This window comes from Nonomuraea sp. NPDC003727 (assembly GCF_053586935.1).
Genome location: NZ_JBSFNE010000001.1, coordinates 188,709 through 215,143, shown reverse-complemented (window position 1 = coordinate 215,143; position 26,435 = coordinate 188,709). Strand labels below are relative to the sequence as shown.

General features: G+C 69.9%; 27 protein-coding genes and 1 pseudogene. 13 read left to right on the top strand and 15 right to left on the bottom strand.

Annotated elements, in window-relative coordinates:
• Nucleotides 1-3 precede the first annotated feature (3 nt).
• From ACWDLG_RS01130 to ACWDLG_RS01115, 4 genes are all read right to left on the bottom strand, one after another.
• The gene (locus tag ACWDLG_RS01130; protein WP_449914612.1) at nucleotides 4-654 is read right to left on the bottom strand and encodes a neutral zinc metallopeptidase; all 651 of its coding nucleotides are present in this window, start codon (nucleotides 652-654) and stop codon (nucleotides 4-6) included.
• Nucleotides 655-780: 126 nt separating this feature from the next.
• Entirely contained in the window at nucleotides 781-1,191 is a 411-nt protein-coding gene (locus ACWDLG_RS01125; RefSeq protein ID WP_449914609.1) for a YybH family protein, read from the bottom strand.
• Nucleotides 1,192-1,229: 38 nt separating this feature from the next.
• On the bottom strand, nucleotides 1,230-1,934 hold the full coding sequence (locus ACWDLG_RS01120) for an alpha/beta fold hydrolase (protein ID WP_449914607.1): 705 nt from the start codon (nucleotides 1,932-1,934) through the stop codon (nucleotides 1,230-1,232).
• 172 nt (nucleotides 1,935-2,106) lie between these two features.
• The gene (locus ACWDLG_RS01115) at nucleotides 2,107-3,009 is read right to left on the bottom strand and encodes a GntR family transcriptional regulator (RefSeq protein ID WP_354919791.1); all 903 of its coding nucleotides are present in this window, start codon (nucleotides 3,007-3,009) and stop codon (nucleotides 2,107-2,109) included.
• Between the two features lie 90 nt (nucleotides 3,010-3,099).
• On the opposite strand from ACWDLG_RS01115, the gene ACWDLG_RS01110 reads away from it, so the two are divergent.
• The 3 genes from ACWDLG_RS01110 (at nucleotide 3,100) to ACWDLG_RS01100 (ending at nucleotide 5,811) form a co-directional block, all read left to right on the top strand.
• Nucleotides 3,100-4,215, top strand: a complete 1,116-nt coding sequence (locus tag ACWDLG_RS01110) for an FAD-dependent monooxygenase (protein WP_449914604.1) — start codon at nucleotides 3,100-3,102, stop codon at nucleotides 4,213-4,215.
• A 151-nt stretch (nucleotides 4,216-4,366) separates the two neighbouring features.
• Nucleotides 4,367-4,672 carry a hypothetical protein gene (locus ACWDLG_RS01105; RefSeq protein WP_354919797.1) on the top strand — a complete coding sequence of 102 codons (306 nt, stop codon included), beginning with the start codon at nucleotides 4,367-4,369 and terminating at the stop codon, nucleotides 4,670-4,672.
• A complete protein-coding gene (locus ACWDLG_RS01100) occupies nucleotides 4,669-5,811 on the top strand; it encodes a bifunctional WXG100 family type VII secretion target/C40 family peptidase (protein WP_449914600.1) in 1,143 nt (380 codons plus the stop codon). The genes ACWDLG_RS01105 and ACWDLG_RS01100 overlap by 4 nt, the downstream gene beginning before the upstream one ends.
• A gap of 46 nt (nucleotides 5,812-5,857) precedes the next feature.
• Here ACWDLG_RS01100 and ACWDLG_RS01095 read toward each other — a convergent pair whose 3' ends face one another.
• Nucleotides 5,858-6,649 carry an SDR family NAD(P)-dependent oxidoreductase gene (locus tag ACWDLG_RS01095; protein WP_354919806.1) on the bottom strand — a complete coding sequence of 264 codons (792 nt, stop codon included), beginning with the start codon at nucleotides 6,647-6,649 and terminating at the stop codon, nucleotides 5,858-5,860.
• A gap of 176 nt (nucleotides 6,650-6,825) precedes the next feature.
• Here ACWDLG_RS01095 and ACWDLG_RS01090 point away from each other — a divergent pair, with 176 nt between their 5' ends.
• Complete coding sequence (locus ACWDLG_RS01090; protein WP_449914597.1) at nucleotides 6,826-7,599, top strand: alpha/beta fold hydrolase; 774 nt, start codon at nucleotides 6,826-6,828, stop codon at nucleotides 7,597-7,599.
• Nucleotides 7,600-7,699: 100 nt separating this feature from the next.
• Here the strand turns inward: ACWDLG_RS01090 and ACWDLG_RS01085 are convergent, their stop codons facing one another.
• Nucleotides 7,700-9,121: an MFS transporter gene (locus ACWDLG_RS01085; protein WP_449914595.1), complete on the bottom strand. Its 1,422-nt coding sequence runs from the start codon at nucleotides 9,119-9,121 to the stop codon at nucleotides 7,700-7,702.
• A 202-nt stretch (nucleotides 9,122-9,323) separates the two neighbouring features.
• Between ACWDLG_RS01085 and ACWDLG_RS01080 the strand changes: the two genes are divergently transcribed.
• From ACWDLG_RS01080 to ACWDLG_RS01065, 4 genes are all read left to right on the top strand, one after another.
• Nucleotides 9,324-9,668, top strand: coding sequence for a MerR family transcriptional regulator (locus ACWDLG_RS01080; RefSeq protein WP_354919812.1), 345 nt, complete (start codon nucleotides 9,324-9,326; stop codon nucleotides 9,666-9,668).
• A gap of 26 nt (nucleotides 9,669-9,694) precedes the next feature.
• On the top strand, nucleotides 9,695-10,858 hold the full coding sequence (locus ACWDLG_RS01075) for a sensor histidine kinase (RefSeq protein ID WP_449914591.1): 1,164 nt from the start codon (nucleotides 9,695-9,697) through the stop codon (nucleotides 10,856-10,858).
• Nucleotides 10,849-11,499: a response regulator gene (locus ACWDLG_RS01070; protein ID WP_449914588.1), complete on the top strand. Its 651-nt coding sequence runs from the start codon at nucleotides 10,849-10,851 to the stop codon at nucleotides 11,497-11,499. The genes ACWDLG_RS01075 and ACWDLG_RS01070 overlap by 10 nt, the downstream gene beginning before the upstream one ends.
• Nucleotides 11,500-11,570: 71 nt before the next feature.
• Complete coding sequence (locus tag ACWDLG_RS01065) at nucleotides 11,571-12,272, top strand: hypothetical protein (RefSeq protein ID WP_449914585.1); 702 nt, start codon at nucleotides 11,571-11,573, stop codon at nucleotides 12,270-12,272.
• Between the two features lie 52 nt (nucleotides 12,273-12,324).
• Here ACWDLG_RS01065 and ACWDLG_RS01060 read toward each other — a convergent pair whose 3' ends face one another.
• Together ACWDLG_RS01060 and ACWDLG_RS01055 are read right to left on the bottom strand one after the other, a co-directional pair.
• Complete coding sequence (locus ACWDLG_RS01060; protein WP_449914582.1) at nucleotides 12,325-13,335, bottom strand: RDD family protein; 1,011 nt, start codon at nucleotides 13,333-13,335, stop codon at nucleotides 12,325-12,327.
• A gap of 125 nt (nucleotides 13,336-13,460) precedes the next feature.
• Nucleotides 13,461-14,204, bottom strand: a complete 744-nt coding sequence (locus tag ACWDLG_RS01055) for an MBL fold metallo-hydrolase (protein WP_449914580.1) — start codon at nucleotides 14,202-14,204, stop codon at nucleotides 13,461-13,463.
• An 86-nt stretch (nucleotides 14,205-14,290) separates the two neighbouring features.
• Here ACWDLG_RS01055 and ACWDLG_RS01050 point away from each other — a divergent pair, with 86 nt between their 5' ends.
• Nucleotides 14,291-14,995 carry a class I SAM-dependent methyltransferase gene (locus tag ACWDLG_RS01050; protein WP_449914577.1) on the top strand — a complete coding sequence of 235 codons (705 nt, stop codon included), beginning with the start codon at nucleotides 14,291-14,293 and terminating at the stop codon, nucleotides 14,993-14,995.
• Nucleotides 14,996-15,122: 127 nt separating this feature from the next.
• Here the strand turns inward: ACWDLG_RS01050 and ACWDLG_RS01045 are convergent.
• Both ACWDLG_RS01045 and ACWDLG_RS01040 read right to left on the bottom strand, forming a co-directional pair.
• Nucleotides 15,123-15,306, bottom strand: a pseudogene (locus ACWDLG_RS01045) (transposase family protein); the annotation flags it as partial.
• Nucleotides 15,307-15,531: 225 nt separating this feature from the next.
• Entirely contained in the window at nucleotides 15,532-15,954 is a 423-nt protein-coding gene (locus ACWDLG_RS01040; protein ID WP_354919830.1) for a hypothetical protein, read from the bottom strand.
• Between the two features lie 1,639 nt (nucleotides 15,955-17,593).
• Between ACWDLG_RS01040 and ACWDLG_RS01035 the strand changes: the two genes are divergently transcribed.
• Together ACWDLG_RS01035 and ACWDLG_RS01030 are read left to right on the top strand one after the other, a co-directional pair.
• Complete coding sequence (locus ACWDLG_RS01035; RefSeq protein WP_449916161.1) at nucleotides 17,594-17,893, top strand: transposase; 300 nt, start codon at nucleotides 17,594-17,596, stop codon at nucleotides 17,891-17,893.
• 149 nt (nucleotides 17,894-18,042) lie between these two features.
• Nucleotides 18,043-18,663: a hypothetical protein gene (locus ACWDLG_RS01030; RefSeq protein ID WP_449914575.1), complete on the top strand. Its 621-nt coding sequence runs from the start codon at nucleotides 18,043-18,045 to the stop codon at nucleotides 18,661-18,663.
• Between the two features lie 316 nt (nucleotides 18,664-18,979).
• On the opposite strand, the gene ACWDLG_RS01025 is transcribed toward ACWDLG_RS01030, so the two are convergent.
• From ACWDLG_RS01025 to ACWDLG_RS01010, 4 genes are all read right to left on the bottom strand, one after another.
• Nucleotides 18,980-19,486 (bottom strand): hypothetical protein, encoded by a 507-nt coding sequence (locus tag ACWDLG_RS01025; RefSeq protein WP_449914573.1) that lies wholly within the window; start codon nucleotides 19,484-19,486, stop codon nucleotides 18,980-18,982.
• Between the two features lie 273 nt (nucleotides 19,487-19,759).
• Complete coding sequence (locus ACWDLG_RS01020; RefSeq protein WP_449914571.1) at nucleotides 19,760-21,238, bottom strand: dihydrolipoyl dehydrogenase family protein; 1,479 nt, start codon at nucleotides 21,236-21,238, stop codon at nucleotides 19,760-19,762.
• A gap of 41 nt (nucleotides 21,239-21,279) precedes the next feature.
• Complete coding sequence (locus ACWDLG_RS01015) at nucleotides 21,280-21,732, bottom strand: VOC family protein (protein ID WP_354914184.1); 453 nt, start codon at nucleotides 21,730-21,732, stop codon at nucleotides 21,280-21,282.
• A gap of 21 nt (nucleotides 21,733-21,753) precedes the next feature.
• Nucleotides 21,754-22,578: an alpha/beta fold hydrolase gene (locus ACWDLG_RS01010; protein WP_449914569.1), complete on the bottom strand. Its 825-nt coding sequence runs from the start codon at nucleotides 22,576-22,578 to the stop codon at nucleotides 21,754-21,756.
• 399 nt (nucleotides 22,579-22,977) lie between these two features.
• On the opposite strand from ACWDLG_RS01010, the gene ACWDLG_RS01005 reads away from it, so the two are divergent.
• Together ACWDLG_RS01005 and ACWDLG_RS01000 are read left to right on the top strand one after the other, a co-directional pair.
• Nucleotides 22,978-24,639 (top strand): DUF6351 family protein, encoded by a 1,662-nt coding sequence (locus ACWDLG_RS01005; protein WP_449914567.1) that lies wholly within the window; start codon nucleotides 22,978-22,980, stop codon nucleotides 24,637-24,639.
• Between the two features lie 20 nt (nucleotides 24,640-24,659).
• Entirely contained in the window at nucleotides 24,660-25,208 is a 549-nt protein-coding gene (locus tag ACWDLG_RS01000) for a hypothetical protein (protein ID WP_449914565.1), read from the top strand.
• A gap of 73 nt (nucleotides 25,209-25,281) precedes the next feature.
• Here ACWDLG_RS01000 and ACWDLG_RS00995 read toward each other — a convergent pair whose 3' ends face one another.
• The gene (locus tag ACWDLG_RS00995; protein ID WP_449914563.1) at nucleotides 25,282-26,325 is read right to left on the bottom strand and encodes an alpha/beta fold hydrolase; all 1,044 of its coding nucleotides are present in this window, start codon (nucleotides 26,323-26,325) and stop codon (nucleotides 25,282-25,284) included.
• Between the last annotated feature and the right edge of the window lie 110 nt (nucleotides 26,326-26,435).

The following is a 26,435-nucleotide window of genomic DNA, read 5'->3' as shown; positions in this document are numbered from 1 at the left end:
CGCCTACGCCAGGCACGCCCGCACGCCGTAGCGCACGCCGGTGTTGAACGCGTCGATCCGCTCGCTCGCGCTGCCGTGGTCGCGGGGGTTGGTCCACGGCGTGTCACCTGACATCGCGCGCAGCGTCGCGGCGATCTCCTGGCTGTCGCCCCGCTCCCAGACCAGCGTGCCGTCCCTCGACGCCCCCGCGAGCGCCGCCCCGCCCAGGCAGTCGGCCTGCAGCTCGATCTGCGCCGCCAGATACCGGTACGGCATGCGGTTCTGGATCGCGTGGCTCCACTCGTGCGAGATCACCTGGTAGACCAGGCCGTCGCCGTAGGAGTAGCTCATCCGCATGAGGTTGATGTCCCAGGCGATGAAGTCCTGGGTGGTGCAGTAGGAGGCGTTGTAGGGCAGCACCAGGTACCCCGAACACCGCGGCCGGTAGGCGCTCCGGCCGTTGTACGAGCCCACCACGCGCGGCGGCGTGTACCGTCCGGGGAAATAATCCGACCAGTGCTCTGACCAGAACAGGTTGACCGCGTGAACGGCCGTCCTGATGTCCTGCTGGAGATCGTCGGTTTTCGTCGCCGACGCCCCGGCCGCATTCGCGCCAGCCACCGTCGACGGAACGGCGAGAATGGCCACCAGGGCGAGCCGTAAAAGCGGTGACATGGAGCCCCCGATTTCGCTGAATGGTGCTCGGCAGGCCCCGAACGATAAACGCGGTCCGCTGTCGCGGAAAGTCACCGCCATGGAGAGATGACCGTCGCCCTCGTGTCGCGAGGGCGACGGTGCGTGCTAGGCCGCGGTCCCGAAGGGATTGTCGATCACATAGCGCCAGAGACCGTCCGGGCCCCGCCTGGCCACGTCTGTCGCCGTGCCTTCCAGGTGGACGTCCGTGCCGTCGGGCGTGGTGCCGTGGATCGTCCAGTCGACGATGAGGAGCGCGATGTCGCCGGCGACGTAGACGTGGCGGGGGCGGGCCTCGATCGGCAGCCCCATGCCGAGCAGGTGCCGGGTGGCGGCGGCGCGGGCGGGACCGGTCATCGGCCGGCCGGGGGCGGGCACGAGGACGGCGTGGTCCTCGTAGACCTGTTCGACCGCGTTCACGTCGCCGGTGTTGAAGGCGGTGACGTAGACCTCGTGGTGTCGGGTCGGATCGTCGGTGAGTGTCACGCGAGGATCCTTGGCGTCATGCTGCATTGTCATGACAAAAGAATCATAACATTCTTGATCCACACATGTGGTCAGATCCAGCCGTCGAGCGAGGCCATGAAGCCGTCGAGGTCGTCGCGGTGGACGCAGTGTCCCGTGCCCGGCACGAACGCGACCCGGTAGCCGAGATCCTCCAGCCGCCTGCCGTACTCCCGGGAGATCAGGAAGCCCACGTCGGCCGCCTGGACCAGCGAAGGGACGGCGGGCGGCTTCAGGTCGAGGTCGCCGAAGGCGCCGATGGCGTCCATCACCCTGAGGTCCCACGCGGCGAAGCCCTCGAGCTCGGCGGCCACGTCCTCGGCCGCCCACCGCGGGTTCATCTGGGCGATCTGCTCGGCCGTCGCGGTCTTGGTGGCCTGCGCGAACCCGGCCATCGTCGCCACGTCGGCCTGCGCGCCCGACAGCAGCCACGCCGGATCGCTGTAGACGGCCTTGGCGGGGGAGAGCGCGTCGACGGCGAGCGCGAGCGTGCGACCGCCCAGCGAGTGGCCGATCGCGATGTCGGCTCCGGCGGGCAGCGACTCGGCCACGTCGGCGGCGAAGTCCTCCGCCCGGTAGGAGCCGGCCCAGCCGCTGGCCCCGTGGCCGCGCAGGTCGGGTGCCAGGACGTGGTAGCCGCGCTCGACCAGCAGCGGGGCGACGCGGCACCAGGTGGCGGACGAGGACATGGCGCCGTGGATGAGGATGGCGAGCTTGCCGGCTCCCGCCGACCCCCACTCGCGGACTTCGAGCTGCATGGTTCCCCTCGGATGTCGCGCTTATACGTATAACCACCCTACTCCGCGTCCCCCGAAACCGCCACGCCCCCCGTGATCCGGGCTGCTGCTCCAGGCGGCTGCGACATCGGCCGCGTCCTGGCCGCCTACGGCGGGGCGTTCGTGGCGGGCTCGCTTCGAGCCGGGGACGGCGTCAGCGGCCGTCGTCGAGGTTCAGGCCGTCGAGGAGCGTCCGCAGCCCGAACTCGAAGAGCCTGTCGAGGTCGAACTCGTACCCCTTCTCGCCGAGGCCCCTGATCAGCCCGGAGAACAGGGGAGCCTGGCCGGAGGCGACGAAGGCGTTCATCGCCCTCTCCTGGGTGTCGAGCCACTGCTCGTCGGACAGCCCGGTGGCCGACATCGCCTGAGCCTCCCGCTCGACGTGGACGGCCAGACCCTGCGCGTACGAGTAGAACAGGATCTCGATGGTGAGCATGGTCTCAGGGTCGAGCCCGAGGCCGTCGAGCGCGCGCAGCAGCTGCTCGCCGTGGCGGAGCAGGCCGGGCAGGGGAAGGGGGCGGCTGAGCGGAGCCAGGTGGGGCAGCCAGGGATGCCGCCGGTAGGTCCGCCACAGCGTGCGCGCGACCGCCTCCAGCCGTTCCCGCCGGCCGAGCGCCGTGGCCGGGTAGCGCTCCTCGCCGTAGGCGAGGTCCGCCATGGTCCGGACCAGGTCGTCCCTGCCCCGCACGTGCCGGTAGATCGCCGCCGCCGCGACGCCGAGCCGCGCGGCCACGGCCCTGATGGTCACCGCGCCGAGCCCTTCCGCGTCGGCGATCGCGATCCCCTCGCGCACGATCCGCTCCCGTGTCAGCTCCGCCGCCCCCGCGCGCCGGCGCGGCCTGCTCAGCGTGGCCGCCACCACCATGCCCGACCTGGGGCGGGCCTCCACCAGGCCTTCTTCCTTGAGGACTGCGAGCGCCCGCACCGCGGTGGCCAGCGCCACCCCGAAGTCGCGGGCGACGGCACGGGTGGAGGGCGCCTTGTCGCCGGGGGCGAGCTCGCCCGTCTGGATACGGCGCCGGAGCTCGGCGGCGATGCGCAGGTAGGGGGCTTCCATCGAGCTGTCCTAGAACAGATGTGATACGAACGGGCGAATCTGTTCTAGCACAGTTAGAGGGTCGAGCGGCATCGGGACTACCAATGAACCATGACTTCTGTGCTGATCTCCGGCGCGAGCATCGCCGGCCCCGCCCTCGCCTCCTTCCTCCGCCGCCACGGCTTCACCGTCACCGTCGTCGAGCGCGCTCCCGGCCTGCGTCCCGGCGGCCAGGCGGTCGACGTGCGCGGCGCCGCCCTCACGGTCGCCGACCGGATGGGCATCCTCTCCGACGTGCGGAGCTGCCGTACCCGCATGAAGGGCATGTCCATGCTCGACGGAGAGGGTAACGAGCTGTGGCGGTCCACGGAGGTGGCGCTGTCGAGCGGCCGTCTCGACAGCGACGACGTGGAACTGCTCCGCGAAGACCTGAGCCGCCTGATCCACGAAAGGACACATGAAGACGTCGAGTACGTCTTCGGCGACTCCATCACCTCGCTCGTCCAGGACGAGCACGGCGTCCACGTCACCTTCGAGCGGACGGCCCCGCGCGTGTTCGACCTGGTCGTCGGCGCGGACGGCCTGCACTCGAACGTGCGCCGGCTCGCCTTCGGCCCCGAGGAGCAGTTCGTCCATCACCTCGGGACGTACGTGGCGATCTTCTCCACGGACAACTACCTGGGTCTGGAGGACTGGCAGACCTGGTTCAACGACGGGACCACGGGCGGCGCGGTCTACCCCGTGCGCGGCAACACCGAACTCCGCGTCAATCTCGGCTTCGAGGCCCAGGGGCCGATCGAGTACGACTACCGCGACGTCGAGGCGCAGAAGCGACTGGTCGCCGAGCACTGCGCGCACGGGGGCTGGGAGGTGCCCCGGCTGCTGAAGGCGATGTGGGACGCGCCGGACTTCTACTTCGACTCGATGGCCCAGGTCCGCATGGACCGCTGGTCGACCGGGCGGGTGGCGCTGCTCGGCGACGCGGGCTACTGCGCGTCGCCGCTGTCCGGCCAGGGCACGAGCCTGGCGCTGGTGGGCGCGTACGTTCTCGCCGACGAGCTGGCCAAGGCCGGCCACGAGAGCGCGTTCGCCGCCTACGAGGCGCGCATGCGGCCGTTCGTGGAACTCAACCAGGCGCTCGTCGAGGAGAACCGCAAGCACATGGAACAGGACCCGGCCGGCCCGAGCCCGGTGGACCACGTGAAGAACGCCATCGAGCTGCCCTAGCGGCGGGCGCGACGAGGGATGCCGACGATCGGGCGACCCACGGCCACAGGACGGTGTGGCCGTGGTCTCCGGAGATATCGCCGCATTGATCACTAAGAGTGTTAGATTGTCGTGGCCATTGATGTCAGCGTGACACGGGAGGCGGGCTCGCGTGGCAGGGTTCGATATCTACTTCGACGCGCTGGAAGACTGCGCCTCCAAGGCCAAGGGCGTCGCGAACCAGTTCAGGGCCATCGCCGACCGGACGCCCCCGACCACGGCGGGCGGTACCTTCGGCTCGCTCGACGAGAGGTCCGCCGCGCTCACCAAGCTCGTCAACGACCTCGACAAGAAGGTCGACGCCGAGATGGGCCACGCCTACCAGAACCTCGACAAGGTCGAGACGGCCATCGACACGGTCGTCGCCAACGTCAAGAAGGCCGACCTCCCCGTCCCCACACGGGCGGAGCAGGTGTGAGCGACATCTGGGACCGCTACCTCAGCGACATCCAGGACATCATCGAGGACCTGGACGGCAAGCAGACCGAGATCACCGCCGTCGCGAAACGCTGGCGCGAGCTGGCCGGTACCATCACCACGGAGACCGGCGCCCTCCAGCGTGCCGTGCGCGGCGTGGACAACGCCTGGAACGGCGGCGCCGCCGAGGACTTCGCCACCTACATGGCCCAGTACCCGGCGCAGGGCACGGCCCTGAGCACCGCGCTGACGAGCTGCGCCGACAAGCTCGACGCGGCCGGCACCGCGCTGGCAACGGCCAAGAGCACCGTCCAGGGCATCTACCGGGACAAGCGCGCGTGGCTCGACGAGCAGCGCAACGACCCGGACACCACGTCCATCTCGTTGACCTCCATCAGGGCCAAGGAGGCGGAAGGCGTCCGGGAGGCCCAGAAGCCGCGCGGCGAGGCGCTGACCGCCGTCAACAACGCGATCGCGGAGCTTGAGAAGTACGTCCCCGAGGACAAGAAGTTCTTCTCCGCCATCAAGGCCCCCGGCGACCGTGACTTCGTCCCCGGGAACAACGCCGACAAGCGCTGGATCCCCGACCCCGACTTCCAGCCCAAGAGCGGCACCACCCAGCTCGCCTCCTACAACGGGAACGGCACGCCGGGCGGCAACGGCTACACGCCGAGCGGCGGCAACGGGTACAGCCCTGGCGGCGGCAGCGGCGGCGGCAGCGGGGCGCCCTCGCTCGCCGTCCCGCCGAACGCCCACAGCCTCGCGCCGAACCCGCGCGCGCAGGCCGTCATCGACTACGCGCTGAAGCAGCTCAGGGACCCCTACGTCTGGGGCGCCGTGGGGCCCGACTCCTTCGACTGCTCGGGGCTGACGCTGCGCGCGTACGAGTCGGCGGGGACGCAGATCCCGCGGGTCGCCCACGACCAGTGGTTGCGCGGACCGCGCATCCCCAGCGGCGCGGTCCAGCCGGGCGACCTCGTCTTCTTCGACAACAACGGGGACGGCACGGCCGACCACGTGGGCATCGTGCTCGACCCGGAGAAGCAGACGATGATCCACGCGCCCAAGACGGGAGACGTGGTCAAGATCTCCGGCTACGGCGGCACGCCCCTGGGCTTCACCCGCCCCGGCAACCGGTGACCTCCTCCGCGGGCGCGGGCCCTACGAGCGGATCGGCGCGGGCGCGTCACACCGTTCGCAGCATGCCGCCGTCGACGAAGTAGGTGGAGCCCACCGAGTAGCCGGCGCGGTCCGAGCACAGGAAGACGACGAAGTCCGCCACCTCCTCCGGCGTGGCGAAGCGCTTGATGGGCGCGTGCTCCCGCGCGACCTCGTCGAGGTGCCCCCGCCAGTCTCCGCCGGTGCCGGCGGTGAGCTCCTTCGCCGTCTTCACCCAGTCGGGGGTGAGGACCAGGCCGGGGTTGACGCAGTTGACGCGGATGTTGTCCCCGACCACCTCGGTCGACAGCGTCTTGGAGAACATCATGAGCGCGGCCTTGGTCACGTTGTAGATCGGCTCGTACCACAGCGGCTGCACCGCGCAGATCGAGGCGTTGTGGAGGATGACCCCGCCGCCGCGCCGCCGCATGCCGGGCACGAGACCGCGGGCCAGCCGTACCGCGGCCATGACGTGCAGGTCCCAGTAGGCCTGCCACTTCTCGTCGGGCGCGTCGAGGATGGTCTCGTTCGAGCCGGAGCCCGCGTTGTTGACCAGGATGTCCGTGCCCGCGAAGGCGTCCTCGGCCGCCGCGGCCAGCGCCGTCGTGCCGGCCGCCGTCGCCACGTCGCATGCGACGGGCAGCACCCGCACGCCGTACGTCTCTCTGATGCCGCGCGCCGCGTCGTCGAGCCGGTCGGCGCCGCGTGCCGCGAGGACGAGATGCACCCCCTCGGCGGCGAGGCCGTGCGCGACGGCCAGGCCGATCCCCGCGCTGCCACCGGTGACGACCGCGACCTTGTCTCTCAACCCGAGTTCCACGAGCCCTCCCAGGTTGTTCCTCCGCGGTGGGGGGCGCTGTCCATTATCGTCGCTCCCCTGGTCGGGCTCCGGTTCGTCCTCCCGGTACGGCATGCGCCGGCGGAAAAGCCGTGGCGGCGGCCGTACCCGGATGTTACGAAGAACGGCGGACGGGACGACGACAAGGGGTCAGCGGCGTGGGAACGGTCAGGAAGATCGCGGCCGGCGATGTGGTGATCGCGGCGGAGGACCACGGGGGACACGGCACGGACGTGCTTCTCCTGCACGGCGGCGGACGGACACGCGAGGACTGGACGGCCTTCGCGGGGCTGCTCGCGGACAACGGGTTCCGGCCGGTGGCCATGGACCTCCGCGATCACGGGGAGTCCGGTGCGGCGCCGTGGTCGTGGCGGGAGGTGCTCCAGGACGTCAGCGCCGTCGCCGAGGCCCACCGGCTTCACCGGCCCCTGGTCGTCGGGCATTCCCTTGGCGGGATGGTCGCCACGCTGTGGGCCGGGGAGCACCCGGAGTGCCCGCTCGCGGTCAACCTGGACGGCCATGGCAACCCCACGCGGCCCGACCAGTTCGACGCGCTGGACGCGGACGCGGCGGCGGAGGCCTGCCGGGAGATGACCGCGTTCCTGGCGGAGATGGGCCGCGGGCTCCCGGACCGGTTCCTTCAGATCATGCGTGAGATAGCCGCCCTCGACCTGTTCGCCGCCTACCGGGCGGCGCGGTGCCCGCTCCTGGTCGTCAGCGGCGACGCGACGGCCTTCGCCGGGGTGTTCCCCGAGCGGCTCGTGCCCGCCTGGCACGCCTACTGCCGGTGGACCCGGCGGCAGCTCGAAGCGGTCACGCGTGACTTCCCCCTGGTGCGCGAGACGTCCCTGCCGACGGGCCACGACCCGCACCGCGAAGACCCCGAGACGCTGCTGGGCCTGCTGCTCGGACACCCCGCCCGGCACCCGTGACGCCGGGACGGCCCGCCCGGGCCGAGGAGGCCCGGCTCCGGAGACGGCCCGCCCGGGCCGGCGAGGTTCGTCCCCTCGGCCCGGCGCGGCCCCCCGCGCGCTACGATCCGCGCGTTCGCCGCAGCGCCTGCGCCGCGATCGTCAGGACCGCGAACACCAGGGCGACCACCACTCCGGGGTAGAGCATGGCCAGCTGCGTACCGGGCACGATCGCCGCGGTGACGACCGCGAGGCCGCCGGCGCCGCCGACCTGCAGCGAGCTGTTGAGCAGCCCGGCGGCGAGCCCCTGCTCGTGGTCGGCCACCCCGCTGGTGCCGGCGACCATCAACGCCGAGATGCTGAGCGCGAAGCCCAGACCCCACAGCACGGAGGACGGCAGCAGAACCGTCCACAGGTCCGGCTCGGGGCCGATGCGCAGCATCAGCAGGTACGACGGGATGAACGCCACCAGCCCCACCATCAGCACCCTGGTGACGCCGAACCTGTTCATCAGCGCCCCCAGCACGGGCCCGATGACGACGACCATGAGCCCCGCCGGCAGCAGCACCAGCGCCGTCTGCCACGGCTGCCAGCCGTTCAGGTTCTGCAGGTAGAGGGCGAGCAGGAACTGGAAGCCCATGGCGCCGCCGTACAGCAGGGCGGCGCTGACATTGGCGGCCACCAGGCCGCGGTTGCGGAAGATGCCCAGCCGGATCAGCGGCTCCTTGACGGTGCGCTCGATCACCACGAACGCCGCCAGCAGCAGCCCGGACAGGGCGAATCCGCCCAGCGTCCACGGCGAGGCCCAGCCGGCGTCCGCCGCGGAGGACACCGTGGACACCAGCAGCAGCATCCCGGCGACCAGGGTCACGGCGCCACCGAGGTCGAGCCGCGACCGCTCGGTGCGCGGCGGATCCGGCGGCAGGAAACGCAGCGCGGCCACCAGGATCAGCACGGCGATCGGGATGGGCAGCACGAAGGTGGCACGCCAGTCCAGCGCCGCGAGCAGGCCGCCCACCAGCAGGCCGGAGGAGTACCCGGACGCTTCGAAGACGTTGAAGATGCCGAACGCCCTGTTCCGGTGCGGGCCTTCGGGAAAGGTCGTGGTCAGCACCGACATGGCCGCCGGCGCGGTGAAGGCCGCGGCCATGCCCTTGACGAAGCGGGAGACGATCAACAGGACCGGATCGGCGGCGAGCGCGCCGAACAGCGACACCAGCGCGAACACCGCCATGGCGGTCACCAGCGTCCGCCGCCTGCCGAACAGGTCGGCGAAGCGTCCACCCAGCAGCAGGAAGCTGCCGAACGCCAGGATGTAGGCGCCCGCCAGCCACTGCGCGGCCGCCGCGCCCATCCCGAACTCCTGCCGGATCTCCGGTATCGCCACCGTGATCATCGAGATGTCGAGCCCGTCGAGCAGGATCACCCCGCTGCAGATGAGCAACGCCACCCAGGACCGCGCCGGCCAGCGCGGCGAATCCGCCCCGGCCGCGGGGGCCGCCACGGCGTCGCCCCGTGGCCGCTCGTCGCTCGTCGTTGACATGTGTTACCACCCTCCAGGGGTCGGGATCCTTCACACCGTGCCGGCTCTCCGGGGCACGGAACCCGCCGGACCGAACGGCGGGCCCGGCCACGGCGCCGCGGCAGGCCCCGCGCCGCCGACGACGGGCGCGAAATGTTTGCTCTCGGCGCGACGTTAAGGGTTCACATCGGTTGGAAGGTCAACCTCGGACAGGGCGGGTCACATGCTGATCGGGGAGTTGTCCCGGCGGACCGGAGTCAGCTCGCGGCTGCTGCGGTACTACGAGGCGCAGGGCCTGCTCGAGCCCACGCGCGATCTGAACGGTTACCGCAGCTACGACGAGGACGCGGTGGTCACCGTACGGAAGGTCCGCGTGCTGCTGAACGCGGGGCTGACCACCGAGGTGATCCGCGTGGTGCTGCCGTGCACCCGGGGCGACCAGCCGGAGTTCGACTGGTGCGCCGACCTGCGCGACCTCATGGACCGGGAACTGGCGGCCGTGGACCAGCGCATCGACGACCTCCGGCGCAACCGCGGCGCCCTCGCCGGCTTCCTGTCGCAACCGTGACCCACGGCGGCCGATAGCTTCTGGCGGTGCGCACCTCGACCGCGCTGGAGGCTCTTTCCCGGCGTCCGCTGTCCTTCCTGCGATCGAGCTGGCCGTGGCGGTCGCTGGCCTACCTGCTGTCGAGCGTCGTGCCCGGCTCCGCCGTCGTCGTCGCGGCGGGCCTGATCTCCTCCCTGGCGCTCGTCCCGGTGATGGTCGTCGCCGGGCTGGCCGCCGTGGCTGCCCTGGTGCCGCTCGTCGTGAGGTTCGAGCGGTGGCGGCTACGGCTGGTCGATCTCGCCCCGCTGTCCGCCGCGCGTTCCGAGCCGTCGCGAACGGTGGTGCTGGGCCTGGTGTCCCTGCTCGCGCTCTGGTGGATCGACCTGGTGGTGGCCTGTTTCACCGTGGCGGGCCCCGCCGTCCTGATCCTGTCGCCCGTGGTGCAGCCCATGGACGGCGAATGGGCCCCGGCGGCGGCACTGATCGGCTCGGTGGCGGGGGTGCTCCTGGTCCCGGTGGCCGCCTACGTCTTCACCGCCTGGGCGGGCGCCCGCGCGGCCGCGACCAGGGCGCTGCTCGCTCCCACCGAGCTGGCCGACGTGCTGCGCTCGCGCGCCCGGCTGGTGAACGCCTTCGAGACCGAACGCCGCAGGATCGAGCGCGACCTGCACGACGGTGCCCAGCAGCGGCTCGTCGCGCTGAGCATGAGGCTCGGCCTGGCCCGGCTCGACCTTCCTCCGGACTCGCCCGCGGCCCGGCAACTCGTCCAGGCGCACGAGGAGGCCAAACAGGCCCTGGTCGAGCTGCGCGAGCTGATCAGGGGCGTGCATCCGCAGGTGCTCACCGACCGCGGCCTCGGCGCCGCCGTACGGGACGCGGCAGGACGTTCCCCGATCCCGGTCGACGTGGACGTCCGCCTGCCGCGGCGGCTGCCCGACGCCGTCGAGACGACCGCCTACTACGTCGTGGCCGAGGCCCTGGCGAACGTCGCCAAGCACAGCCGGGCACGCCGGGCGCGGATCCGCGCCCGGCTGGCCGGCGACGTGCTCGTCGTGGAGGTCTGGGACGACGGCGTCGGCGGCGCCGATCCGGCGGGCGGCACCGGCATGGTGGGGCTGGCCGACAGGGTCGCGGCGGTCGGCGGAAGACTGTCGCTGTCCAGCCCGGCCGGCGGGCCGACGACGATGAGTGTGGAGATCCCGTGCGCGTAGTGATCGCCGAAGACGCCGTCCTCCTCCGCGAGGGCCTGGCGGGCCTGCTCGAACGCTTCGGGCACGCCGTCGTCGCCGCCGTCGGCGACGCCGCCGCCCTGGTCGCCGCGGTCAAGGAGCACCGGCCCGACATCGCGGTCGTCGACGTGCGCATGCCGCCGGGCTTCACCGACGAAGGACTGCGGGCCGCCCTGGAGCTGCGTACGGCACAGCCGGATCTGGCCGTGCTGGTCCTCAGCCAGTACGTCGAGCAGACCTACGCGGCCGAACTCCTCGCCTCAGGCCGCGGCGCCGGCGTCGGCTACCTGCTGAAGGAGCGGATCGGGGACGTCGAGGAGTTCGTCGACGCGCTGGTCAGGGTCGCCGGCGGCGGCACGGTCGTCGACCCGGAGGTGGTACGGCAACTGCTGAGCAGGCGGCGCGACCCGCTGGAGCGCCTCACCCCGAGAGAGCGGGAAGTGCTCGGCCTGATCGCCGAAGGACGCGCCAACGCCTCGATCGCCCGGGCGCTGTTCGTCACCGACGCGGCCGTGGCCAAGCACATCGCCGCCATCTTCGCCAAGCTCGATCTCCCGCCCACCGCCGACGGCCACCGCCGGGTGCTTGCCGTACTGGCCTATCTGCAGGCCGCGCCGGGGTAGTGCCAGGTCTACCCCTCGGGCTCGTCCCCGCGCCAATGTGCGAGGAGGGCGGCGCCGGTTGGATCGACGGCATGACGACCACCTCGTTCGAATTCCCCGGCCGTTGGGTCGAGGGCGCCGGGCTGCTCCTCGGTCCGGTCCTGATGCTCGCCGGTGTCCTGCTCCGCGCCGACGTGGACGGTTTCTTCCCCGCGCAGCTGGCCGCGTTCGCCACGAGTCCGGAACGGATGACCCTGTCGTACGGTGCTTTCGCCGCCGGGAACGTCCTGCTGTGGCCCGCGGTCGTCGCCGTGGTCCGGCGGGTGTGGGCGACCCGGCCGCGCTGGGCGCTGTGGGGCGGCGCGCTGGTCCTGGCCGGCCTGTTCGCGCGCACCTTCCACGCCGGGGTCAACCATCTCGCCGCCCAGCTCGTCCACGTGCGGGGCCTCGAAGCGGCGCGGACGGCCGTCGCCGACTCCTACGGCGCCTTCCACGTGTTCCAGACGCTGAACACGGCGATCTTCTTCGGCTGGGTCGTGCTGGCCATCGGGACGTGGCGGGCCGGCGTCCTGGGCATCGCCAGGTCCGTGGCGCTGGCCGCGACGAGCGCCCTGCCGATCGGCGTGCTCAAGGGCACCGGCCCGATGTCGGTCGTCGCCACGGTGGGCCTGTGCGTGGCCTTGGTGCCGCTGGGAGTCCGCGTGCTGAAGGACGGCCCGGCGCCCCGCTGGTGGGCCTACCCGCTGGCCCTCGGCCTGGGCACCGCGGCAGTACTGCTCGGCATCGCCGGCTGACCGCGAGACCCGCCCGGCCGCGTCCCCGGCAGGCGGCGGGCGCGCTGCCACGTCATCCCGACTCGGCCGCGACCCCGGCAGCCCTCCGGGTGACCTCGGTGTCCGCCCAACGGTCGTGAAGCGTCCGGCCGTCACGGTCGAGAAGCGCCCACAGCCCGTCCACGATGAGCGCGAGCTGCCCCACGGTCGACACGAAGAGCAGGAGCGGGAAGAGCAGCGTCCGGACAGCTGTCCTTCCCGCCGCCGGTCGCGCCGTTGTCCGCGCCGAAACGAGATGGATGCCCAGCAGCCGCTTGCCCGCTGTCCGTCCCCACAGGCTGTGCTGCACCCAGAAGTACAGGAACACTCCGGGCAGGACGAGAATCCGTTCGAGCTCCACGTTGGCCCACGAGAGGGCCGACCAGTTCAGGAGTCCGAAGTCCAGGTACATGGAGGCGCGCAGGCCGATCAGGGACACGAGGGGGTTGACGACCCACGCGAGGATCACCGTGATGATCGTGTAGTCGACCAGCAGCGCCACCGGCCGACGCCAGGTCACACCGTCCGACGGAGCAGCCGCCGGCCGTTCCGAGGTCGCGGCGCTCATCGTCCGGGTGATGAGCAGGACGAGCGCGGCGGCGCCCAACAGGCAGAGCTGGCTGCTTCCCCAGGCGCTCATCACTGTGCCGAACCACTCGGCGCTCAGCGTGGGGATCACGCCGCATCCATCCTGAGCCATGTAGGCGGGGGTGGCCGGTCCGATGACCGCGACCAACACGAGAACGCCCGCCGTACGCCGCCCCACGCTCCGCGGATCCCGACCGCCCAGGCAGGCGAGAAACCCGGCCATGACCACAAGCGCGGGGACGGCCCACGCCTCCACGTCCGCCATGATCCAGTCGAGATCGCCTCTGAGTGGGTCCAGGAGGGACGTCTCCCACGGCCCGCCCAAGCAGGCGTGTGTCACGAACTCAGCCGGCTCCAGCCGGAACCGCCACTCCTCCCAGGTCGGGAAGGCGGCGAGGGCCGCGGCCGCCATCCAGGTCAGCAGCGCCGGTCTCGTCAACTGGGGGGAGTTCGACAAGGCGGTCCTTTCGCAGAATGGGGCACACCTTAGCGATCTCCGGACGGCACGCGCCGACGTCCAGGCGCGTCTTCTCGGGCCGGGCGTGCCTGCCGGGCGCGACCCGGCATGCCGTACCGACGGCTTCAGGACCCGAGCATGACGGTGAGGTCCTCCTCGGCCGCCAGCACGTCACCGCCGAACACCAGCTGAGCCGCGGCCACCGCGGCCGCCCGGTCGTTTCCCGGCCAGAAGTGGGTGAGCATCAGCCGGCGGGCGCCCGCCCGGCGAGCCCAGTGACCGGCCTCGGCGGAGGTCATGAGATTGCGAGTGGGACGGCAGGTCTCGCCGTCGCGGTCGGTGGCCTCGACGATGAACAGGTCGGCGTCACGGCCGAGCTCGGCCAGCGCGGGGGTCGGGCCGGTGTCCCCGGTGTAGGCCAGGGCGATCCCGTCGGCCCGCAGGCGGATGCCCGCGTTGGGTACGTAGTGCGGGAGCGACACTCCGGTCAGCTCGAACGGCCCCACCTGGTAGCCGCCGGGCAGCGGATGCACGTCGAAGACCGCCCGCAGGTCGACGTCGGGCTCCAGTCCGCTGATTCGGTCGAGCACGCCTGGCGGGCAGTACAACGGCAGCCGCGGCCCACCGGGGTCGCCGTAGAACCGCGTCCGGAACAGCCCGTGCAGGTCGACGCAGTGATCCGGGTGCTCGTGGGTGATGACGACGGCGTCCACGGCACCGTCCGGCCAGTGCGAGAGCAGCCGCGGCAGCGTGCCGTAACCGAGGTCGAGCACCAGGCGGTAGCCGTCCCAGTCCACCGCGAAGCCGCTGCACGCGCGACCTGGTTCCGGAAAGGCGCCACAGCTGCCGAGCACGGTGAGTCGTCGCATCCGCCTACCATGCCAGACCGTGGCCGCCTGGCTCTTGGTCCGGTAACGGGCCCTTGGCGTCCAGCGTCTGGGTAGTGTGGCCGATCATGGCCGACTTCATCTCTCTTCCCTTCTATGACCTGCTCCAGGAGAACGGTCACGTGCCGGTCATCTGCGAGAAGCTGCCTCCGCTTCTTTCCGGGGTACGGCGGAGCGTCCTGGAGGTCGGTGCGGGTACCGGCCTGATCACCACGGCGATGGCCGAATGGACATCGGCTGAGATCTTCGCCCTGGAACCCTCGCAGGGCATGCGCGGGGTGTTGCTGTCCCGGCTGAGCACGCGCCCTGACCTGCTCGAGCGGGTCACCGTACTTCCCTGTGACGCGCTGAGCGTCGACGTGCCCGAGCCGGTCGAGGCCATCGTGATGATCAACGTGATGTACGCCCTGGAACCCGGCTACCGCAAGCGGCTCTGGCCGGTGCTGGCAGCGCAGCTGGAACCGGGCGGCCTCCTGGTCTTCACCTGGCGTGACGGCGGGGCCCCTGCACCGCGCCCGCTGCAGGAACTGGGCTCCCGCCAGGTGGGCCGGCACCTCTACACGGTCTCGTCGGAGATCCTCGAGTCGACCGAAGAGGCGGCCACAGCCCGCTACGTCTACCGGATCACGCAGGGCGACACGGTGGTCGGCGAAGAGGAGATCGTCGGCCACGCCTATCGTCCCGTGTGGGAGACGCTCCACGGGGAACTCACGGAGGCGGGTTTCGTCCAGGCCGACGCGCCCGAGGGGCTTCTCGCCTGGCGGCTCGCCTGAGTCCCGGCTCGGCGGCGTGGTGACGACACCGAACACTTCACGCAACGGCGCCAGGTGTCGTCGAGCAAACCGACAGCCTCCCGATTTCACGGTTGGAGCGAGTGACGAGAATCGAATCCGTGCTGTACAGACGGCGCAGGATGCCCCAGATGCGGGCGGCCTTCAGATCGTGCACCGACCCGGGCAGCGAGCCCGAGGTCCACAGCGGCGTGCCGTCCGGGCGCAGCAAGGACCTGGATGTTCATACCGTGCTTCTTGTGCTTGCCGGAGTAGTACGGCCGGTCGGCGGCCACTTGGTCGATGGGGATGACCAGCACCAGTAGGGCCTGCTGACCGGGGTTGAGGCGCCGCTTGGGGGAACTGAGACACCGAAGGGTCGGAGTGTCACGCGCTGTGATCAAACGGTGCCGCGCTCTCGGCCATCTGGATTGCTGTGGCGGTGTAGAGGAGCGCGAGTCCTACGCAATCTGGCGCACGTGCCGCACACAAAACTCCCGCCCTCCCCTAGGGGAGGGCGGGAGCTGAGTCCTTCGGCTTCAAGCCGACAGCAGGTCGAGTTCTGCCTTCGCCGCCTCAACTCCTGCCAGCTTCGCCCGGATGCGACGCTCTTGTTCATCCACACGGTTGACGCTCTGGATCACCTTGTTGAGTGCCCTCTCAAGCGCCTGCGGCAGGCCGCCGGAATCGATGATCTCTCGCGTCCAGGTGTCGAGGAGCTTGTCACCGTCCGCAAGGGCGATCACTACCTCGTGGCCGGTGAACCTGTCCTCAACGAACGCGTCCATCTCATCCAGCGAGGGGAAAACGGCATTCTCTACCGAGTCGGCATCGTTCGGGTCGATACACACGTATGCCCACGCGCTTCGCTCTTCGGTCGCAGCAGCTACTTGCGTAAAGAGGATGAGATCTCCGTTGAGATGGAAGGTGCCCGTTAGCGGGATCTCGTACTCATGCCACACATCTAGATCGGACGCTTCGGGTCGCGGGCGCCAAGGAGGAAGTCCTTGCTTGATCAAAGAGTCTAGATTCACCGCCCTACCTCCGCTCGTCTCCATGCCCATTGAAGCATCGGATGAAGCTTTCCGTCACGTCGGGGTCCCAGGGGATGTCCTGCTTTTGGACGGGATCGTCTGCAGGCCAGATCACCGAGACGTGACTCAGATCACCGTCGCAACCTGCGGAGATGCGACCTGGGGTATGCAGGACCGCAAACCCTGCCCTCCTTAGGTCCCCCGCCGTCGTGTACCTTACGCTGGCCCGCTCGATATCTCTAGTAAATACTGAACGAAGCACGTAGCGGGCCGCTTGCTCGATCGCGAGCTTGCCGGTCAAAAGGGATATTTCGCGCTCTCGATCATACCGAGGCTCACTCAAGTACTTGTTCGCGTTCCGTGAGAATTGGGTGAGCACCTTTTCGTCCGCTATGCACAGCCATGGCTTTTCGGCCGCACGACAAACGCGGCTTTGCACATAAGACGAATCGGGTTCCGGCACGGCTACCGAGCTTATATAAACAAGCCCCAGTTGTCACGTAAGGTTCAAAACACTTACGTGCACCCCTTTTTGTTGTCGCCCCTCAGGTCAATAGCGGACGACCTAATATGCAACCGCATGCCACCTTGCAGGTCCGTGTGTACCATGCCATCGGCTGATCGCTGACATGATGACCTGCCCTGACCATGGTGTTCGCCCCGCACGCCAAGTAGGTGGTGTCAGTGCCGCGGATGCAGACCAACCTCGACCCACGGCACCCCGAGCGAGCTGGCGCGCCGGCGGATTCCTTAGTCGTTACCGGTGGATGCGAGCCGTCTCTACGCTCGCCAGCGAGGGAGGCGCTCATGCTCCAACTACTGCAGGTATCTCGACATCGAGAAAACCGTCAGGAGGGCGCACGCGTTCCATGGCGCCAGAGCGCCCACGCGCATACACGCCCACTGGTTGGCGCGAACTTATAGCACGTCATCCCCGGGCAACGAAACGAGACGCTGGAAGCCGCTGTTCCTGATCACGACATTCGAAATCGAGCGCCCCCTACGGGCGACCTGCAGGCGAAGCCTTAACCTGGTCAGTCGCATGACCAGATATCGGATCCATCTCAATTCTGTTGATGCGCACTACAAACTAGACATTCAGCACAAACATTACCTATCTGGCACCAAAACGCCAATGTTCCGCCATCAACAGGACCGGAAACCTCAGCAGAGCCCAACCGCTTCATTCGTTTGAGACAACAACGCAGCCCCATCCGGCGATCACGGAACTCCGCAGTTCTCTCCGCTGCCCTCCCGCACGCGGACTCGGCCAGTCCTCGCGCCGACTCGGGAAGCCGGCCTGGAGCACGATGTGATGCTGGCGAAGCTGGCAGACCTGGGGCTGGCCACGTCCGGCGGCATGAACGCGCTGCGTTGGCCCGGCGGAGGATCGGGGCCGACGGATACCAACTGCTGGAGGCACCTCACAGCACCGACAGGGCGGCGACCTCCCGCCAGGACGAGAGCTCCTTCGCCTTCGACTGGGACGCCCGCCAGGCCACATGCCCGCAAGGACGGGCCAGCCGAGTACTGAACCGAGGGCTGAGACAAGGGTGGGCTCCCGGCGATCCGGGTTCTTTTTGCTACCGCCGCCTGCCACCCATGCCCGAGCCGCGAGCAGTGCACCAACTCGCTGCGCTACGGTCGCCAGCTGACCATCCGTCCACGCCGAGCTCCAGCGGATCCGTGTCGATCAGGCCACCGACCGGTGGCAGATGCGGTACGTGGTCCGCTCTGGCGTCGAAGGCGTCATTCACCAGGCCGTATTCACCAGGCCGTCGCCACAACCGGAGCCCGTCGAACCCGCTACATCGGCCTGGCCAAGACCCGCCTCGGGCATGTGTTACCGCCGCCACCATCAGCGTGATCCGGCTCGACGCCTGGTGGACGGCTACTCCGCTCGCCCCACCAGAACCCCCCACCTCGCCGCTCTCGATCTGGCACTGACCGCCTGGGCGGAATTGGGCAACAGGGTCTTCTACGCCTGGTACAACCACAAGCACTACCACTCCGGGATTGGCTGTCACCATCCCGTCGACGTCCACTACGGCCGCGCAGCAGTCGTCCGCGACCGGCGCGCTGCCGTTCTGGCCACTGCGCAAGCTACGCACCCCGAATGCTTCGCCAGCGGCGGCACCCCACCCGCCTGCCCTCCCCGGCCCCGACTGGATCAACAAGCCCAAGACCGAGGAGGACGCCACAGAGAAGCCAACACAGAATCAGCCCAGCTCAACTGCCTTGATCGGATTGACAGGTTCCCTGACAATCCGGCCTACCGCTGATGGCGGTATTCGCTACGAGGGCATGGTGACGCCAGGCGCGCTGGCGAAGGTCGATCCATCAATCAGCATTCCTTTCGGCGGGCCGCCCAACCGGGAAGAGCAGAAGATCAAGGTGTCGTGGCGGCTGTGGGCCGGAAAGGATCGTCTGGTCCGGCGCATGTGGTCGTCGCGGACCGAACCGACGCGCAGGAACTCACGCGAGTACACGAGCAGCACCACCGATCTGCGGCTGACCAACTGGGGCGACACCGTCAGAATCGAGCCACCTTCGCCCGACCAGGTGATCTACGCGGAGTCCTCCGCAGCGAGATTGCAGGAGGAGCCTCCTGAGCCGCTGAACTCGACAGGTCGTTAGGTCCACCGATCGACTCTCGCGAGTGTCCGGCGCTGACCGTGCGAGCGCTTGGACCTTCGCGCGGCTCGGCCTGAAGTCGGAGGAACCACGCATCGCTCAGTCGCGGCAGCGACGCCGATCCTGTGGGCGGGGGCGCAGGGCCACAGCAGCAGGCCAAAGCCCGATGCCGCCGGTTGCCCGATCTCCGCCGCTGGGCGTTCGTGTGTCCTTGCGCGAACAGGCCGGCCGTGCCTGCTCGCGCTTGGCTTGTTGTTCGGTGGTCAGCCTGCCGTCTTGCAGGTGGCGCACATCACGAGGTGGGCGCCGGCAGCCGTGCTCACCAGCACGAGAACGTACCGTTGAACGAGTAACTGTAATATTTGCGCTTGGTGATTTCGGTTACGCCGCTGAACGGGCGGTTGCATTCGACGAGGACGTCCTTGGCCTCGGCGAGGAGATCATCCCCTGAGACGTCGTCCTCCCACACCTGGATTGTCACCCTGTCGCCCACCGGAAACGTGAGGGTGTTCGCCGACGGGATTTCGACCTGCTGGTTCTCGTTGGACTCGTTGACGTCGATCGTGCCGTCGACCGGGGCGTAGCGCTGGTTTCCTCCATTGTGGAGGACCTTGATGAAGACCTCGTCGCCGTTGCTCCAGGTGCCCTCCTCGTCCACGTCCTGGACAAATAACGTAAGGCCGAGTTGGGCTTCGGCTGAGGCGTTCGCAGGGGTCGCGCTGACGAAGGTCAGCGACCCGAGAATGCCTAGCAGTGACAGCAGCGGGCCGGACTTGGAGCGAGCGAACACGATTTCCCTTTCTTTTGTCCGATCGGTCACCGGCAAGATTTCCGCGGCCTGCTTGGAGCGGGCTTGTGGATGACTTGGAGCCGGCCCGGTTCAGTGGACATCCGGCCTCCGCGGAACCACGATTCGTGGAATTCGGCGACAACGTACGGGATGGCGACATGGCGGTACGGATAATTGTGCAGAAATCTCTGGCGATTTTCTGTGCGACCGTAAATGCACCACGAAAAAGTCGCTCGATCGCGACTTTCCCCGGGGGCCTTGCCGCCGTCTCGGATCGACGCCGTGGCGGGCCACCAGGTCGTCAGGTCGTCAGGTCGCCGGGGGCTCGGTGCGGGAGAACGTCGCCTGGCCGCGCTGGTCCCGGTACGTCTCGAGCAGCCGCAGCCACACCTCGCTGATGGTGGGGAAGGGCGGTACGGCATGCCAGAGGCGTTCGATGGGGATTTCGCCGGTGATGGCCACGGTGGCGGAGTGGAGGAGCTCGGCGACGCCTGCCCCGGCGAACGTGGCGCCGACGAGGGTGCGGCGATCGGGGTCGATGAGGGCGCGGGCTCTGCCGCGGTAGCCCGGGTGGTGCTGGAGGGCGCCGGCGACGTGGCCGAGGTCGTAGTCGACGACGTCGACGCGGCGGCCGGTGCGCCGGGCTTCGACGGTGGTGAGGCCGACGCCGGCGATCTCGGGGTCGGTGAAGACGACCTGAGGTACGGCCGCGGTGTCGGCGGTGCCGGAGTGAGGGCTCCAGCGTCCGGTGTCGAGCGGGCTGCCGCAGGCTCGGGCGGCGATGACGGCGCCGGCGATGCGGGCCTGGTACTTGCCCTGGTGGGTGAGCAGGGCCCGCCCGTTGACGTCGCCCACGGCGTAGAGCCAGTCGCCGGGGACGGCGGTGACGGTGAGGGTGTCGTCGGTGGTGAGCCAGTCGCCGGGGGTCAGGCCGACGGATTCGAGGCCGATGTCGCCGGTGCGGGGCGCGCGGCCGGTGGCGAAGAGGACCTCGTCCGCGGCGAGCCTGCCGCCGTCGGAAAGGGTGAGGCGGACCTCGCCGCCGGTACGGGCCGCGGCGGCGACGGTCACGCCGAAGCGCAGGTCGGCGCCCGCTTCGCGCAGGCGGTCGGCGACGAGTTCGCCGGCGAAGGGTTCCAGCTGGGGCAGCAGGCGGGTGCCGCGGGCCAGGAGGGTGACCTCGGAGCCGAGGGCCTGCCAGGCGGTGGCCATCTCGGTGGCCACGACGCCCGCGCCGACGATGACGAGACGTCCGGGCGGCTGCGGGGCGCTGGTGGCTTCGCGGCTGGTCCACGGACGCAGGGCGGCGAGCTCGGGCAGGTCGGGAAGGGCGGCGCCGCTGCCGGTGCACACGGCCACGGCCTGCCGGGCCCGCAGGTGGACGGTGCCGCCGTCGGGCGTGGTCACGGCCACGCGCCGTGGCCCGTCGAGGCGGCCGTGGCCGCGTTGGAGGTCGACGCCGGCCGTCTTGAGCCATTCGACCTGGTCGTCATCGTTCCAGTGGGCGGCCATGCGGTCGCGGTGCGCCAGTACGGCGGCGGTCTTCAGCGGCCCGGCGGCGGCCGGGTCCAGGCCGGGTACCCGGCTCGCGTCGGCGCGCAGGAGTGCGGGCCGCAGCAGGGCTTTGCTCGGTTCGCACGCCCAGTATGAGCATTCGCCGCCGACGAGTTCGCCTTCGACGATGACGGTGCTCAGCCCGGCGGCGGTGGCCCGGTCGGCGACGTTCTCGCCGACCGGGCCGGCCCCGATCACGACCACGTCATAGATGCGGGTGTCTTCGGTGGTCACTGGTCCTCCATGGGGTGGCCGTGTCCCGGGGATGCCGTTGGTCAGCGGCCGGGCAGCCGCTGGGTGATCTCCTGCAGGAACCAGCGGTTGCCGTCGGGGTCGGCGAACGAGGCGAAGGAGCCGTAGCTGGCACGCTGCGGGTGCAGGCCCATGACGCGGCCGGTCTCGCCGGCCTGGTGGAAGGCGCCGGTGGCGTCGTGGAACGGGCCGGTGACGTCGACGCCGCGGCCGGCCAGTTCCTTGAGGGCCTGCTCGATGTCGGACACGATCAGGTGCAGTCCCTGGACCGTCCCGGGTCCGGCGTCGGTGAGTCCGTCGCCGAAGATGATCGAGCAGGCGGAGCCGGGGGGAGTGACCTGAATGATCCGGTAACCGTCGTTGATGGGAAAGTCCGCGTCGAGGCGGAAGTTCAGCTGCCGGGTGTAGAAGTCCTTGGCACGGTCGACGTCGGTTACGGGCAGGACGACGACTTCGAGCTTCATGTCCATGGTCATGATCCTTCTTTCGGTTCGGTGCTATCGGGTGGCGCGTGCGGCCTTCTCGATGACGCCGGCCACTGTCTTGGGCTGGGAGATGGCGACGGAATGGGAGGCGCGTACTTCGATGGAGTGCGCGCGGGCGCGCTTGGCCATGTAGCGCTGGACCTCGGCGGGGATGTTGAGGTCCTGGGTGGTGATGACCGCCCAGGTGGGCTTGTCCTCCCAGGCGGCGGCCTGGGTCTTCTCCTCCAGGGCGGACTGGGCGATGGGCCGCTGGGTGGCGGCCATGAGGGCCGCGGTGCCGGCCGGTACGTCGGCGGCGAACTGGTGGCGGAACGCGCCGGGCTTGATGTACAGGTCGGTTCCGGTGGTGCCGTCGGGGAGGGTGAAGGAGATGGGGTCGAGGGCGCCGGGGAGGGTGGAGCCGGGGTACTTGTTCGTCAGCTCCAGGGCGGTCTCGCCGGGTGCGGGCAGGAAGGCGGCGACGTACACGAGAGCCTTGACCTGGGGATCGTTCGCGCCGGCGACGCTGATGACCGAGCCGCCGTAGGAGTGCCCGACGAGGATCTTGGGTCCGGCGACGTGGTCGAGCACGCTGCGGAGCGTGGCCGCGTCGTTGGCCGGTCCGCGCAGCGGGTTGGCCGCGGCGACGACGGGGTAGCCGCTCGCGCGCAGCTCTTCGATCACCCCGTTCCAGCTGGAGGAGTCGGCGAAGGCGCCGTGCTCCAGCACGATGGTGGGCTTGGCGGGCTTGTCCGCCGCGAAGGCGGGCGTGGCGGCGGTGGCGAGGAGACCGATCGCGATCGTCGACACGGCGCCCACCATGAGCCGCCGGCTGCGTACACCCTTGATGCTGACCACGATGTTCCCCTTTCGAGAGGCTTCCGACGAAGGTGGCGGATCTGGTGCCATCACTGTCGTCCGGGAAGGATCGCGGGCACATCGGTCACTTGACGGTCAGTCACGACGAGCCGGCCCGGCCGTCGTTCAGTGCCACAACGGCGCTGGTCAGCCTGCTACCTGGCCTCGCGTGGCGGCCGTTCACGTGCCTGCGCGCGCCTCAGCGCGTTAAGCCATTCGACTCTTCAGTCCGTGACGTGGGTACGGGCGGCGACGCGCGGATGCCCCCGCATGCAGGCCATCGACCTGCGCCCGGAGCCGCTCGCCGGTGCTGACCGTCAACTGACTGATGTGCCGGTGTCCGGCCGCGAACGACAGTGAGACGCACCGCAACAGCTGACGACCCCGGAGAGGAACGTCATGAAACGTCTTCTGCTCATCTTCGCGGCCGGAGTGCCGCTGGCGACGGCGTGCCTGCCGGCCGCGGCCTCGGCCGGCACCACCGGCTCCGCCGCCGTGGCAGCGTCGGCCGGCACCGCGAGCTCCGCCGCCAGCCCGTTCACGTGCTCGTCCGTCTCCGTGAACGCCCCGGCCGGTACCGCGGTGGAGTCCGTGACGGCGGTGCGCCGGGAGGCGGGCACCGTGACCGTCCAGCCCGTGCCACCGTTCACCGAAGTGGTGAAGATCCCGGACGTGCCGGCCTACTGCGACGTCACGGTCACGCTCACCCACCCGGGTGTCGGCGACCACGCCGCGGTGCGGATCTGGCTGCCCGAGACGGGATGGACCGGCCGTTTCCAGGCGGTGGGCGGCAGCGCCTTCGCCGCCGGCGACTACGGCGCGGGCCTGGCCGGCGCGGTCAAGAGCGGCTACGCCGCCGCGACCACCGACGCCGGTGTCGGCACGTACCTGGATGCCGGCTGGGCCCTGAACAGTGCCGGAGAGGTCGACACGGCGCTGCTGAAGAACTTCGCCGACCGGTCCCAGCACGAGATGGCGGTCGTCGGCAAGCAGGTCGTCAGGGAGGTCTACGGCAGGCCCGTCTCCTACTCGTACTGGAACGGCTGCTCGACCGGCGGCCGCCAGGGCTACATGGAGGCCCAGCGCCACCCCGGCGACTTCGACGGCATCCTGGCCACCGCCCCGGCGATCAACTGGGACGAGTTCGAGGTCGCGACCCTGTGGCCGCAGGTGGTCATGAACGAGGAGAACACCTTCCCCTCGCCTTGCAAGTTCAACGCCTTCAACGAGGCCGCCGTCAAGGTCTGCGACCCGCTCGACGGCGCTCGCGACGGGCTGGTCGGCGACCCCGCCACGTGCGCCTTCGACCCGCGGCGGCTCATCGGCGAGAGCGTCGAGTGCGACGGCGGGCGGGAGACCATCACCGCGGCCGACGCCGCCGTCGTACGCAAGATCTGGGCCGGCCCCCGCACCCCGTCCGGTAAGAAGTTGTGGTCCGGCATCCCGATCGGAGCCGGCTTCGACCTGGCCGGCACCCGCATCGACGCGGACGGTGACCGGGTGGGCGCGCCGTTCCCCGTACCTGCCATCTGGGTCTCGACGTTCCTGAAGCGGCAGCCCTCCTACGACGTCTCGACGATCACCTACGCCGAGTTCGCCAAGCTGTTCGAGCAGTCCCGGGCCGAGTACGACACGATCATCGGCACCGACGACCCGGCCCTGTCGGCGTTCCGCAGGTCCGGTGGCAAGCTCCTCACCTGGCACGGCCTGGCTGACCAGCTGATTCCCGCCGAGGGCACCGTGGACTACCGCCGGCGGGTGGAGCTGGCCATGGGCGGCGCGCGCCAGGTCGACGACTTCTACCGGCTGTTCCTGGCGCCGGGCGTCGCCCACTGCGCCGGCGACACGAGCACCGGCCCGAAGCCCACCGACGCCCTCGGCGCCCTGACGGCCTGGGTCGAACAGGGCAAGGCCCCGCAGACGCTGAGCGCCGCCATCACGGATTCCTCCGGCAAGACGGTGACGCGCGAGTTGTGCCGGTACCCGTCCGTCTCCCGCTACACCGGCCACGGCGACCCGGCCGATGCCGGCAGCTACTCCTGCGCCTCCGCTCAGCGCTGACTTCTGGAAAGGCCCCCATCATGAAAGCGTCACCCCTGCTGAAGCTGTACCTGGGCCGCGGAGTCCTGGCCGCGGCGTGGGCCGCCGCGTTCGCCCTGGCGCACGACCCCATCGACGCCCCCGCGATCGCCCTGCTGGTCGGCTATCCGCTGATCGACGCGGTGTCGTCGCTGATCGACCTGCGTGCGCTCCCGGACGGATCGGAGCGCCGCCTGACGCTGTTCAACGGGGTGGTCAGCACGCTGGCCGCCGTCGGCGTCGGCCTGGCGGGGGCGGGTGGGGTGGCGGCGGTGCTGCACGTGTTCGGTGCCTGGGCCGTCGTCTCCGGCGCGGCGCAGGTGCTGGTCGGGCTGCGGCGGCGCGGCCCGGAGCTGGGCAGGCAGTGGCCGATGCTGATCGCGGGTGGCCTGTCGTTCCTCGTGGGCGTCTTCTACAACATCCAGGCCCTCGGCGACGACGCCTCGCTCGACGTGCTGTCGGTCTATGCCACCGGCGGCGGCGTGTTCTTCATCATCCAGGCCGGGCTGCTGGCCTGGCGTGCCCGCTCGCCGCGGACGCGGACCGTCTGACGGAACCAGCGGAAACACACCGACAGCCTGCCGGATCGCATCCGGCAGGCTGTCGGTGTGTTTCGGGTGATGGTCAGAAGCGGTCCACGTCGACCACGGCCTGGGCGAAGGCCGTGGGTGCCTCCTGCGGCAGGTTGTGGCCGATGCCCTCCAGGGTGCGGTGTTCGTAGGGGCCGGTGAACATGTTCCGGTGCGACGAGCCGTCGCCCGGCGGCGCCGTGAAGGGGTCGCGCTCGGCGTCCAGGGTGATGGTCGGCACGTTGATGGCCGGCCGTACGGCGAGCCGCTTCTCCACACCGTCGTAACGGCGCTCCCCGTCGGCCAGGCTCAGCCGCCACCGGTAGTTGTGGATCACGATGGCGGCGTAGTCGGGGTTCTCGAAGGCCGCGGCCGTGCGTTCGAAGGTGGCGTCGTCGAAGTCCCACGTCGGGGAGACGGTGTCCCAGACAAGCCGGGTCAGGTCGTGGCGCTTGGCCGGGTTCTCCATGGCCAGCCGGCCCCGCTCGGTGGCGAAGTAGTACTGGTACCACCAGGCGTACTCGGCCTTCGGCGGCAGCGGTGTGCGGTTGGCCTCGAGGTTCGTGATGAGGTAGCCGCTCACCGACACCAGGGCCTTGCAGCGCCGCGGCCACAGGGCCGCGATGATGTCGGCGGTCCTGGACCCCCAGTCGAAGCCGGCGAGCACCGCCTTGTCGATCTTGAGGGCGTCCATCAGGGCGATGATGTCGAGCGCGATCGCCGACTGCTGGGCATTGCGGAACGTCTTCGACGACAGGAACCGCGTCGTGCCGTGACCGCGCAGGTAGGGGACGATCACCCGGTAGCCCTGCGTCGCCAGCAGCGGAGCGACGTCGACGAAGCTGTGGATGTCGTACGGCCAGCCGTGCAGGCAGATGACCACGGGCCCACGGGCGGGGCCCACCTCGGCGTAACCGATGTCCAGCAGCCCGGCCCTGACCTGCTTCAGCGAGGCGAAGGACGTGTGCGTGCCGGGGGTGATTGCCGGCAACGTCGGGGCCGCCGCACGCGTGGTGGCGGTGGCCGGGAACGCCTGCAAACCGGCAAGTGAGGCGGCGGCCAACCCGACGGTCTTGCCGAAAGCGCGCCTGTCGATCATGTGAAGTCTCCGTGTCGTGTCGCGGAAAAGCGGCATCTCTCACTGTTTCGGGCAGGGAAATCCAGCACATCAGTCACATGACGGTGAGACTCGTGACCGGCCGTCGCGAA